The following is a 12191-nucleotide window of genomic DNA, read 5'->3' as shown; positions in this document are numbered from 1 at the left end:
TGAGAATTTCCATAGGCGTATCGAGAAGTTCCAGTATTTTGGATTTTAGGCAGAATTTCCGAGCGCTTATCGCTTTCCGCTTGTTCCAGATTTTCCATATTGCGCCTTACCCGACAAACTACTCAGTTATTCCTGCCGAACGCTGTCAGCTGTCACCCAGAATGTCACCCAGAACAAGGAATCATCGCTACTAGTGATGCCAGAATCCATCCAGTATTTTGATATTGTTAAGGGATTTTGGTAGCGGAGGAGGGACTTGAACCCCCGACACGCGGATTATGATTCCGCTGCTCTAACCAACTGAGCTACTCCGCCACGAGTGAGAGGCGATGTAAGCGACAGACCGGAGAGGGTCAAGAGGGAAATGAGGGTCTGATGGGATTCTTTGTGTGCGCTTTCAGTGAGGGTTTTGTTTTGTCATGTCGGCGTGGGTCATGCCGGCGATCTGGCGGATGAAACGTGCGCAGATATCAGGCTCTGTGATCAGGATCATGTGACCTCGGTGTTCCAGTTTTTCGAAGGTGAGGCCGAATTTCGTCATTGATGCACCGTGTGTCTCAGCCGACAGGATCGGATCTTCGGTGCCGAACAGGATGCCTCCGGGCGTTTTCAGATCACTGTATCGTTGGGTTAATTCACCCATGCTGCTTTCTACGCCGATGACGTCTTGCGACGCGGTTATGAAGGCCGAAGGTCGCAGGCCCAGAGCGCCCCCGGCGCGGTTTAGAAAATCGGCAGGCGCGGGTTCGGGGGCGAAGACATCTTTCAGGACCAGCGGTGCTGTTTTACGGGCCATCGGGACGGCGATGGTGTTTCCGATCAGGCTACGCAACCAATCCGTGCTGATTTCCAGTGACTTAAAGACGGCAGGCGGTTCGGGCATCTGCTGCGTGAGAGGGGCCAGAAGTGCCAGTGCCGAGATAGTGTCGGGATAGTCCAATGCCATTTCCAGCGATAGCGCTCCGCCAAGCGAATGGCCAACCAGTATGGCCTGGTCGACGTTCTTGGTTTCCAGAAACGCTTGGATCATCCGGGCCTGTTCAGGCAGAGCGGCCAGCGCAGCGGTATCACGGGTTGAATAACCGCAGCCTGGTCGGTCGACCGCGAGAACGTGATAGTCCTCTGCCAGATCATCCATCAATGCGTATGTAAAGTGCTGCAATTGGCCCGAGAGGCCGTGGATCATGACAATGGTCGGGTTGGCGGGGTCGCCCTTTTCGACATAGTGGATGCTACCGCCTCGAACGGGCACGATTTGTCCCAATTGTGGCACCATCTCGATCCCTTGACGGGTCAGGTGGCGCGTCCAGAGGTTCATGCACAGCAGGAAAGCCGCCAGCAGCAGGACAATCGTCAGCAGGATCGACATCATGGGTCTCCGATTGTTTCTCTTACAGAATGGTATTGTTCGAGCCCGGATCGCGCCATGCGTTTTCTGAACTCGGACACAGTGCCCGGCCACAGCGTTGTATTGCGCCCCTCAGCGTCCTGATACCAAGAGGTGCAGCCACCTGATTGCCAGACGCTTTCGAGGTGACGGTCCTGCATCTCTTTCGTAAACGCCGCCTGTTTGTCGGTTTTCGGGGTGATGGTGCGAAGACCACCCTCCTGCATTTCTGTTAGAACACGACCTATATGAGCCACCTGTGCTTCGATCATAAGCACGACAGAGTTGTGCCCCAGCCCGGTATGCGGGCCGAGTAACATGAAGAAATTAGGAAACCCGGCAATTGCGGTGCCAAGGTTGGCCTGCATACCCCCTGACCAGGCCTGTTTCAGTGTCCGATCATTGGTTCCAGTTATGTTGAGATTATCGACCACATCAGTGACATGGAATCCGGTTCCCCAGACCAGAACATCAGCGATGAACTCGCGGCCGTCACCCGCGATGATGTGACCTCCGTCGATCCTGGAGACGGCATGCGGCACCACATCCACGTTGTTTCGTGCCAGTGCCGGATACCAGTCATTTGAGCTGAGGATGCGTTTGCATCCAATTGTGTAGTCAGGCGTCAGCGCGGCTTTCAGGTCTGGATCGGTGATCGCGCTGTCCAAGGCCTGGCGCCACATTTTCATTGCAAAATCGACAGCCCGCGGTTCGCCCCGAAACACGCGATGACGAAACTCAAACAGCATATAGATCAGTTGGCGCCGGATGCGGGGCAACACTGGGAAGTACCGATACAAGCGGCGCACCCATGGTGCAATCGGGCCGTCCGGGCGAGGCAGAACATAGGGCGCGCTGCGTTGGAAGATGGTGACCTGCGCCGCAGTTTTAGCGATCTCGGGGACGAACTGAACGGCTGAAGCTCCAGTACCGATCACAGCCACTCTTTTACCAGCTAGCGAGACGTCGTGATCCCATTCTGCGGAATGGAAGCTAGGGCCGGGAAAGCTGTCAGCGCCGGGGATTTGCGGGATGCGCGGCACGTGCAGCGCGCCGATAGCCGAGACCAGAAACCGCGCTGACCAATGGTTGCCGTCCGCTGTCACGACCTGCCATCGCGCACCATCCCACCGCGCAGATTTGAGTTTCCGATGAAATTGACAGAGTTCGTACAGCCCCTCATCCTGCGCGATTTTCTGTAAATAGGATTGGATTTCGGCGCCACCTGCATAGGCGCGGCTCCAATCCGGGTTCAGATGTGTCGCCATCGAGTAGAGATGCGAGGGGATATCGCAGGCGACGCCAGGATAAGTATTTTCTCGCCATGTACCGCCGATGTCGGCTGCTTTCTCCAATATGACAATATCTGCGATGCCGCGCTTTCGCGCCTCAATTGCCATAATTAACCCGGAAAAACCTGCGCCGATGATAAGCATATCTGTTTGCTTCGTCATCCTTCGGCCTCCTCCGTTGGCGCTCCACTTAGCTGATCAGATGATAATGGTCGCAAACGCATTTTGAACAGAGTGCCGTTTGGTCAACCACTCCCGCTTAGAATGGCAGCTGAGGGCCGTGGAAGCAGATCAAGCATGCGAATAATGCTGTTTCGACAGGCAGGGCCGACCCAATCAGGTGGGTAAAAGGCTGCAGGCAGGTCCGGTTGGCGCAGCACCACACGCCGCCATCGATGCACCAGCAGAGTCCGTAATGTGGCGCTCTGCAATGGTGTTGGTGTCCATTCCTCGGGGTGAGTTTTTGCTGCGTTCTGGACTGCAGTTAGCAATGCCCGGCACGAAGCGCGCAGCTCGGGTGGGCATAACCGATCCTGAATCCACTTCGGGGCTGTTTGCGGCGAGATATCCAGCGCAAGTAATCCTTCCGCCTGAAGCGGAGCCGCACCTGCCCTCATTGCTATGTTGCGTCCGATTGGAATGTAGTCATCGCTGAGCATTACATCCTCAAGCACCTGCGTACCCGTTCCGTCCTCGGCAATCAGCAGATGCCAATGTTCAACAGGCGCCGAGTCACGCGCATAAATGCGCGGTGTGACGGCCGCTGATTGGGTTCTGCCAAATTCCGAGAGTACATGACGTGAAACGCGACCGATCCGGTCGCTCTCGATCCAACCATCCTTGCGCAATCGGTGGAGCGCCACCCGGATCGCTTCGGGTTTGATGCCCATCGGTTCAATGATCTGAGTCAGCGCGCCGCCTGAAATCTGCGCGCCCGGTTCCTGTGCCATATCTCCGAACAAAGAGACAATAATCGACCAGACCCGCTGGTCTTGCGGATCCACTAGATCGGCTACGGCCGTTTCGAACCATGAGCTTTGATTGGTCATGGGACCAGTTTAACCCATTAGGCCCAATAAGAAAAACAGGTTACGCTACCGAGTTAGCGGGCATTCATAGTCAAAAGTTCGTATTCTGCGACCGGCTCGTCATCCTGATTGGTCAGGGACACGTGCCAGCGAACCTCGCCATAATCGTCATTGCGTGGGGTTTTCTGCTTGACCGTCAAACGCACTTTGATGCTGTCCCCGGCGACGACCGGCTTCATGAACCGCAACCCGTCCAACCCGGTATTGGCCAACACCGGCCCCTCGTTCGGTTCAACAAACAAGCCAGCCGCGAAGCTGAGCAACAGATAGCCATGCGCTACGCGACCGGGGAAGAACGGATTTCGTGCCGCTGCCTCCTCGTCCATATGTGCATAAAAGGTATCGCCGGTGAAATTGGCGAAGTGTTCGATGTCCTCCAACGTGATTACGCGCGAGGCTGTGTGCAGCGTCTCTCCGACCTGCAACTCACCGAATTTACGGGTGAACGGATGTGCCGGACCTTGGATTTCAGGTGACCCAGTAACCCATTTAGTTCCGATACTGCTGAGCATTCGCGGTGAGCCCTGAATGGCGGTGCGTTGCATATAGTGTTTCACACCGCGCACGCCGCCCATTTCCTCACCGCCGCCCGCGCGGCCGGGCCCGCCATGCACCATATGCGGAAGAGGAGAGCCGTGGCCGGTCGATTCTGCCATCGAATTGCGGTCGTTGATGTAAATCCGCCCGTTATAGGCCGCGGCCCCCATCACCACATCCCGCGCAACCTCAGTGTCGTGGGTGATCAGTGAGGTGACCAGAGACCCCTGCCCGCGATTGGCCAGTGCCACAGCATGATCCAGATCGCGGTAACCCATCAAGGTTGAGACCGGGCCGAACGCCTCGGTATCGTGCACGCGCTGCGCCTTGTCGGGGTCAGCGCAGTGAAACAGCATCGGAGGGACGAATGCGCCAGTTTCAGGGCCGTGCAGGTCGAACGCGTCGGGGTTTCCGTAAACCCGCTCAGCCTCTTGCCCGATCAGGTTGGCCTTTTCCAAAACGTCTGCTTTTTGTCCGTTCGACACAAGTGCGCCCATGCGTGTGGTCTCGGCCCGCGGATCGCCGATGGTGATCTTCGCCAACCGCTCCGAGAGCGCGGAAATCACGGCGTCGACCTGACTATCGGGCGCGATGATGCGTCGGATAGCGGTGCATTTCTGGCCCGCCTTGGTGGTCATTTCACGAGAGACTTCCTTAACGAACAGATCGAATTCCGGCGTGCCGGGCTCTGCATCCCGGCCGAGGATTGAAGCATTCAAGCTATCCTGCTCAGCAACGAACCGGACTGAGTTCTGCAAGATCGCAGGTGTCTGGCGTAGCTTCAACGCGGTGTTCGCCGAACCGGTGAAGCTGACCACATCCTGACAGCTTAAGTGATCGAGCATATCTCCCAACCCGCCTGACACCAATTGCAGCGCACCGGCGGGCAGGATGCCACTGTCCAGAATTATCCGCACGGCCAGTTCGGTGACATAACAACTATTGGTGGCTGGTTTCACGATGGCAGGAACGCCCGCCAAAAGTGTTGGAGCGAGTTTCTCCAACATGCCCCATACCGGGAAATTGAACGCGTTGATGTGGACCGCAACACCCTGCAGAGGGGTGCAGATATGTTGCCCCAGAAACGTGCCGTTGCGCGACAGTTGCTCGATATCTCCATCCAGGTAGACCTGCGCGTCGGGCATCTCGCGCCTACCCTTGGAGGCGAAGACAAACATCGTGCCGATGCCACCGTCGATATCGATCAGGTGGTCCTTCTGCGTGGCACCCGTTTCAAAGCTCAGATCGTAGAGCGCCTGTTTATGCGCTGACAGCTCTTGCGCCAGCGCTTTGAGCATCCGGGCACGGTCGTGGAATGTCAATTTACGTAGGGCTGGGCCACCGGTGTTGCGTGCATAATCAAGCATCGCCTGCACGTCGAGCGCCGTGTTGCCAGCGCTGGCAAACGGTGCGCCGGTGATGGCGGATGCGATGGTGCGTGCGCCTTCTCCGGGCGCGACCCAAGTGCCAGCGGCAAAGCTGGAAATCTGATGCAGGGACATGATGTTCTCCTGTTTGATGAGGCGGGGCTCAGTGCCCCAGCGCGCCCATTTGCTCCGGCAGATACAGCACCACGATGGGCACCAGCACGATCAGCGCAAGGCGGAAGATATCGGCAACCCAGAATGGTGTGACGCCGCGAAAGATGGTGCCTGTCGAGACGTCGCCCACCACCCCTTTCAGGATGAAAACGTTCAGACCAACGGGTGGGGTGATTAGCGAGATTTCGGTAACAACCACAACGACGATGCCGAACCAGATTGGGTCATAGCCCAGAGACGTGACCAGCGGGAAGAAGATCGGAACGGTCAGCAACAGCATCGAGAGGGATTCGAAGACGCAACCCAGAATGATATAGATACCAAGGATCATCAGGATCACGACAAACGGTGCGACATCATAGGCCGTGACCATCGCAATCAGGGCCTCGGGCAAGCCGGCCAGATTGATGAAGTTCGAAAATATCTGCGCGCCGATCAGCACCGCGAACAAGGCAGACGCGGTAAAGCAAGTCTCTTTCAGCACCTCAAAGGTCGAGCCCACAGTAAGACCGCCTCGAAACAGAGCGATCAGGAAGGCCCCGGCGGCCCCCATGCCTGCGGCCTCGGTGGGTGAGAAGGTCAGGTTCAGGGGCTCAAAGTCAAAGGCTCCGTACAGCCCGCCGATCACCAGAAAGAACAACAGCAGCACGGCCCAGACCGAGCCCAGCGCGCGGATGCGTTCGGACCAGGTGGCGCGCTCCCCGGCTGGCCCAGCCTCGGGGTTGCGCCAGACGGTCCAGCGCACGGCGAAAAGGTAGAAGAGGATACCGAGAATGCCGGGTATGATGCCCGCCATGAACAGTTTCCCGATTGAGGTTTCGGTCAACAGCCCGTAAATGACCAGAATGACCGATGGGGGTATCAGAATGCCCAACGTGCCACCAGCTGCAATCGAGGCGGTCGAAAGTTCGTCTGAATAGCCATAGCGGCGCATTTGCGGCATCGCGACCTTTGACATGGTCGCAGCGGTGGCCAGCGACGATCCACAAATGGCCGAGAAGCCGCCGCAGGCCGCAACTGTAGCCATGGCAATGCCGCCGCGCATATGGCCCAAGAAAGCGTTGGACACTGCATAAAGCTCGCGCGCCATACCGCCTTTGTTCACGAACAGGCCCATCAGGATGAACAGCGGCACCACCGACAGACCATAATCCTGAGCAGTGTCAGTAATCTGGCGGCCCACCATAGACATGGCAGCCTTCAACCCACGCTCATCAAAGATCGAGCCGCCGCGTTCGTAGGCGAAGCCCAATGTGCCGACCAGTCCCATGGCAAAGACGATGGGCAGGCGCACCAGCACCAGGATCAATACAATCGCAAATCCGATCAGCGCTGCGGTCATTACATAGGCTCCGACAGAGTATTTGGGGCGAAGGCCTTTAGCAGCCCAGTGGCGATCATCACCAGTGCGGTGATGGCAACGGACAGGGTAATGAACCAGCCGATCAGGTAGGTGGGGATTGAAAGATACTCAGTCACGTCCCCATAATCCCGCGCCCGCTCGGCCAGGACCCAGACGCGTTGGACCGGCCAGAACAGCATGATGCCGCTGACCACATAGATCACCACGTCCCGCGCACGTGACAGGTGCAGACGGTGGAAGAACCCGTCCGTCAGATCGACCGCGATATGGCCGTTGGTGGTTGAGACAATCGGGAGGACTGAAAACACCAGAATGGCCATCAATATCCGCGTCAGTTCGGTTGCGGCCTCAATGGGCGCATTGAAGACCGAACGCAGGATCACGTCGCAAAATGTCATTGCCATCAGGATGAACAGGGCGATGCACGCCACGATCACGGGAAGGGCGCTGGCGCGTCGCACAAGCTGGATTATCGGGGTCATGGGAAACTCGCGCAGGGTAAGTCAGGGCGGCGCAAAGGCCGCCCTGAAGTTGGATCAGTTCGAGGACATTTCCGATTTGATCATGTCATAGGCGGCCTGAGCGTCGACACCTGTTGCGTCAACCTCGGCGATGACCTTGCCGCGGATGTCTTCCGCGATGGCCGAGAACTTCTCCATATCCGCGTCTGTGGCAGCGTTGATGGCGTTACCTTCCGCCGCTTCGGTCGCCTCGCGACCAGTGGCATCAATCTCATCCCAGATCTTGCCGATCTCACGGCTCAGCGGTTCACCGAATACGTTTTCTTCCAACGCCGTCTGCAGCTCGGGCGGCAGATCTGCGAAGGTGTCTTCGTTCATGATGAAGGCAAACGAGCCACGATAAAGGCCACCGGGCATCTCATAGACGTTCTGTGCAACTTCGGTCAGCTTGAAACCCTTGCGCGATTCCAAAGGCATAACGACGCCGTCAGCCGCCTTGGACGCCAGTGTTTCATAGACTTTTGGGGCGGGCACCTGAATGCCGGTCGCGCCCAACGCCGCACCCACGTCTCCGCCAACGCCGCCCGGGATACGTACTTTCAGGCCCGAAACTTCATCCAGAGTTGTGACCGGCGCGCTGGAATGCAGCTGCGCGGGTCCATGTGTGTGCAGGGCGATGACTTTGACACCACGGTGCTCGTCAGCAGCTTTCAGATGCTGGTCATAGGCGCGCCAGTAAGCAACCGAAGCGTCCTCGGCCGAGCCTTCATAGCCTGGCAGTTCGATCAGCTTGGTGGTGACAAAACGCCCGGGCTGATAGCCGTGGAAAATAATCGAGGCATCGGCGGCGCCGTCCATGATCAGATCCATCTGAGCGGGTGGAGGGGCGATACCCAGCTTGAGCTCTGCAGTAACCTGCCCGTCAGTGGCCTCTTCCACCATCTCGACGAACTTGGGCCACATCTTCGCGTTGATGCCGTGGGTGGGTGGGGCCCAGCTGGAAATTGTCAGGGTGTAGTCAGCCGCAAAAGCAATGGTGCCTGACACCGCCAATGTTGCCGAAGTCAGCAGCGTGGTGAGCTTGGTGATTTTCATGACCGGGTCTCCTCCTCAAAAGCGCAAGTCGTGAATGTGTTAATGGTACGTTTTGTAACTATCAACGACGAGAAAGGCAGTTCAACGCGTAGGCCAGAGGGCATTTCTGATCGCCGAGTCACAAACGGCTATAGAATTTATTGACCAACCGTTCGGTTTATGCAAGAAGTTTGTTGTAACTTATGAAAAGCGAACCGGGCATGTCTGATACGATTATTTCGCAGAATATGGGGCAATGGGTTGAAATCACACTCAATCGCCCAGATCGCCTGAACAGTTTCACGGATGAGATGCACTATGCCTTGCGCGCCTCGCTTGAGGCCGCGCGTGATGGTGGAACCCGCGCTGTGTTGCTGACTGGGGCCGGACGCGGGTTCTGTGCCGGGCAGGATCTGGGGGATCGAAACCCCGCAACGATGGAGGGCCCGCCAGACCTAGGCAACACCGTGCGCACGTTTTATGCACCTTTGGTGCGCCTAATCCGGTCGCTGGAATTTCCCGTTGTTTGTGCCGTCAATGGTGTCGCTGCCGGGGCGGGTGCGAATCTGGCTTTGGCATGTGATGTGGTACTGGCCGCCGAATCTGCCAAGTTCATACAATCGTTTTCCAAAGTGGGACTGATCCCCGATACAGGGGGCAGTTGGCATCTGCCCCACCTGCTGGGTGAGGCACGGGCCAAGGGGCTGGCTTTGACCGGGCAGCCATTGCCCGCGCAACAGGCCGCGGATTGGGGGCTGATCTGGAAGGCCATCCCCGACGCTGACCTGATGACTGAGGCGCGAGCGATGACGGAACAGTTCGCCAATGGTCCAACGCTGGGACTTGGCTTGACAAAACAGACGATTCAGGCAGCAGCCACGAATTCCCTGACCGACCATCTGGAGGTTGAGGCAGACGCGATGAAAACCTGCGGTGAAAGTGCGGACTATGCCGAAGGTGTTACAGCGTTTCTGGAAAAACGCGCGCCGGTCTTTCGGGGAGAATAAAATGACGCCAAAGGAGCGCGCCCAAAAAGCCGCGGCCGCCATGTGGGGGCGAGACAATGCCTCGAAATGGGCGGGCATGGAATTGGGCGAAGTTGACGAAGGGACCGCGATCCTGACGCTCGCCGTTCAGGACCATCACTGCAACGGGCACGGGATCTGCCATGGCGGCGTGACATTCATGTTGGCCGACAGCGCCTTTGCCTTTGCCTGCAATAGTCGCAACCAGTCCACAGTCGCCCAGCACAATGTGATCAGCTACGTCGCGCCCGCGCGATCCGGTGACCTGCTGACGGCCCGCGCAACGGAACTGAGCCTGAACGGGCGCAGCGGCATCTATGACGTAACCGTAACCAACCAGACCGGCCAAAAGATCGCAGAGTTTCGGGGCTTTTCCCGCGCGGTCAAAGGCCCAGTGTTTGACGAGACCTGAGATGAGGGGGATGGCATGAAGGATCTTACTCCGAACAAGGCGGATCTTGATCCGATCGAGATCGCCTCGGTTGATGAAATTCGCAGCTTACAGTTGGATCGGCTTAAATGGTCGCTGCGCCATGCCTATGAAAACGTACCTATGTACCGGCAGCGGTTTGATGAGGCTGGGGTGCATCCTGATGACCTGCAATCTCTCAGTGATCTCGCGCGTTTTCCGTTTACCTACAAAAACGATCTGAGGGAAAACTATCCTTTCGGTCTGTTTGCCGTACCGCGTGAGCAGATCATCCGTGTTCACGCCTCGTCAGGAACCACGGGCAAGCCAACCGTGGTGGGCTATACGCAAGGCGATATCGATAATTGGGCCGATCTGGTGGCAAGGTCACTACGTGCCAGCGGGTTGCGCCGGGGTGACATGGTACACAACGCGTATGGCTATGGCCTGTTCACCGGTGGTCTGGGCGCGCATTACGGGATTGAACGTCTGGGGGCCACGGTCGTCCCGATGAGCGGCGGGCAAACCGCCAAACAGGTTGATCTGATCACTGATTTCAAGCCCGACGGGATCATGGTGACGCCGTCCTATATGCTAAATATTCTTGAACAGTATCATAAGGTTGGCCTAGATCCGCGCGAATGCTCTCTGGCTGTCGGCGTCTTTGGCGCCGAACCTTGGACAGATTCCATGCGCTCCGAGGTTGAACAGGCCTTCGACATGCACGCTGTCGATATCTACGGCCTGTCCGAGATCATGGGACCAGGCGTCGCCAATGAGTGCGTCGAAACCAAAGACGGACCGGTGATCTGGGAAGATCACTTCTATCCAGAAATCATCGACCCCCAAACCGGTGAGGTCATGCCCGACGGTGAGATCGGTGAACTGGTCTTCACCACGCTGACCAAAGAGGGCCTTCCGATGATCCGCTATCGTACCCGCGACCTGACGCGGCTGTTGCCCGGTACGGCGCGGTCGATGCGACGGATGGAAAAGATCACCGGCCGCTCGGACGATATGATCATCCTACGCGGCGTAAACGTCTTCCCCAGCCAGATCGAAGAGCAGGTTTTGGCAACCGGCGGTCTGGCACCCTATTACCAGATCGAACTTTACAAAGCCGGACGGATGGACGCGATGCGCGTACATGTAGAGGCAACGCCGGATGCGGCGGATGAACTGAGCAAAACCGCTGCCGCCCGGATGTTGTCGCGACGGATCAAAGAGGTGGTTGGAATCTCGACCGAGATCGATATAGGCGAGCCGGGCGAGGTCGAACGCTCGCAGGGCAAAGCCCGGCGCGTAGTCGACAATCGCGACAGTTAAGACAGAATCGGAGGGTCAGGATTTGGCGCGGACGATAGCAAAAGACCACGACGATAAGCGGGCTCGTATCCTGAAATCCGCCGCCCGCGTCTTCGCGCAGGAAGGGTTTGACCGGGCGTCGATGTCTCAACTGGCGCGCGAGTGTGGAATATCCAAGGCCAATATCTATCACTATTATGACAGCAAGGACGCGATCCTGTTTGACATACTCGACAGCTATCTACGACAGTTACGCGACCAAATTTGCGGCCTTGATCTTGAGAGGCAGGCCCCTGCGGACCGCCTGAGACGGGTGCTGCAGGAAATCCTGCTGGCCTATCAGGGCGTGGATGATGAGCATCGTGTGCAAACCAGCGGCATGTCCGCCTTGCCCGAGGAGCAGCAGAAACTGCTGCGTGGCTATCAGCGGGATCTGGTGGAGTTAGTCAGCGACATCATCGCCAGCGTTGCGCCCCAAACTTTCACGAACGACACCGCCAAGCTTCGGGCGACCACGATGTCCGTTTTCGGGATGTTGAACTGGTTCTATATGTGGAACGCAGGCGCAGATGCCGAGGCGCGTAGTGACTACGCTGCGCTGGTAAGCAATCTGACCTTGTTCGGCGTTGACGGTCTCTGACGCTCGGCTGGCACAGAGTTGATTTGGCTCAGTCACTCAAATGGGTTTGAATGGGGGCGGAGGTCGCCC

Annotated in this window: 11 protein-coding genes and 1 tRNA gene; 4 read left to right on the top strand and 8 right to left on the bottom strand. The window is 57.6% G+C overall.

Going from position 1 to position 12191, the window contains the following annotated elements:
* Positions 1-238: 238 nt before the first annotated feature.
* The 8 genes from G7G_RS0102310 to G7G_RS0102275 all read right to left on the bottom strand — a co-directional run bounded on the left by G7G_RS0102310 (position 239) and on the right by G7G_RS0102275 (position 8764).
* A tRNA-Met gene (locus G7G_RS0102310) sits at positions 239-315 on the bottom strand.
* Positions 316-397: 82 nt separating this feature from the next.
* Entirely contained in the window at positions 398-1369 is a 972-nt protein-coding gene (locus G7G_RS22680; RefSeq protein ID WP_010437898.1) for an alpha/beta fold hydrolase, read from the bottom strand.
* Positions 1369-2841 carry a flavin-containing monooxygenase gene (locus G7G_RS0102300; RefSeq protein ID WP_010437895.1) on the bottom strand — a complete coding sequence of 491 codons (1473 nt, stop codon included), beginning with the start codon at positions 2839-2841 and terminating at the stop codon, positions 1369-1371. The genes G7G_RS22680 and G7G_RS0102300 overlap by 1 nt, the downstream gene beginning before the upstream one ends.
* An 83-nt stretch (positions 2842-2924) precedes the next feature.
* Entirely contained in the window at positions 2925-3728 is an 804-nt protein-coding gene (locus G7G_RS0102295) for a PaaX family transcriptional regulator C-terminal domain-containing protein (RefSeq protein ID WP_010437892.1), read from the bottom strand.
* Between the two features lie 53 nt (positions 3729-3781).
* Positions 3782-5806 carry a phenylacetic acid degradation bifunctional protein PaaZ gene (gene paaZ / locus G7G_RS0102290; RefSeq protein ID WP_010437890.1) on the bottom strand — a complete coding sequence of 675 codons (2025 nt, stop codon included), beginning with the start codon at positions 5804-5806 and terminating at the stop codon, positions 3782-3784.
* 28 nt (positions 5807-5834) lie between these two features.
* Complete coding sequence (locus G7G_RS0102285) at positions 5835-7187, bottom strand: TRAP transporter large permease (protein WP_010437888.1); 1353 nt, start codon at positions 7185-7187, stop codon at positions 5835-5837.
* The gene (locus tag G7G_RS0102280; RefSeq protein ID WP_010437886.1) at positions 7187-7690 is read right to left on the bottom strand and encodes a TRAP transporter small permease; all 504 of its coding nucleotides are present in this window, start codon (positions 7688-7690) and stop codon (positions 7187-7189) included. The genes G7G_RS0102285 and G7G_RS0102280 overlap by 1 nt, the downstream gene beginning before the upstream one ends.
* A 54-nt stretch (positions 7691-7744) precedes the next feature.
* The gene (locus G7G_RS0102275) at positions 7745-8764 is read right to left on the bottom strand and encodes a TRAP transporter substrate-binding protein (RefSeq protein ID WP_010437884.1); all 1020 of its coding nucleotides are present in this window, start codon (positions 8762-8764) and stop codon (positions 7745-7747) included.
* A 200-nt stretch (positions 8765-8964) separates the two neighbouring features.
* Between G7G_RS0102275 and paaG the strand changes: the two genes are divergently transcribed.
* Genes paaG through G7G_RS0102255 form a run of 4 tightly spaced genes read left to right on the top strand, consistent with a single transcriptional unit; the run spans position 8965 to position 12122 of the window.
* Entirely contained in the window at positions 8965-9750 is a 786-nt protein-coding gene (gene paaG / locus G7G_RS0102270) for a 2-(1,2-epoxy-1,2-dihydrophenyl)acetyl-CoA isomerase PaaG (protein ID WP_029621654.1), read from the top strand.
* A gap of 1 nt (position 9751) precedes the next feature.
* On the top strand, positions 9752-10180 hold the full coding sequence (gene paaI / locus G7G_RS0102265) for a hydroxyphenylacetyl-CoA thioesterase PaaI (protein ID WP_010437880.1): 429 nt from the start codon (positions 9752-9754) through the stop codon (positions 10178-10180).
* Between the two features lie 15 nt (positions 10181-10195).
* Positions 10196-11503, top strand: coding sequence for a phenylacetate--CoA ligase PaaK (paaK, locus tag G7G_RS0102260; RefSeq protein ID WP_010437878.1), 1308 nt, complete (start codon positions 10196-10198; stop codon positions 11501-11503).
* A gap of 22 nt (positions 11504-11525) precedes the next feature.
* The gene (locus G7G_RS0102255) at positions 11526-12122 is read left to right on the top strand and encodes a TetR/AcrR family transcriptional regulator (protein ID WP_010437876.1); all 597 of its coding nucleotides are present in this window, start codon (positions 11526-11528) and stop codon (positions 12120-12122) included.
* The last annotated feature ends 69 nt before the right edge of the window (positions 12123-12191 follow it).

The sequence above is a fragment of the Ruegeria conchae genome (genome assembly GCF_000192475.1).
Classification (GTDB): Bacteria; Pseudomonadota; Alphaproteobacteria; order Rhodobacterales; family Rhodobacteraceae; genus Ruegeria; species Ruegeria conchae.
This window is presented reverse-complemented; position numbering and strand designations above follow the sequence as displayed.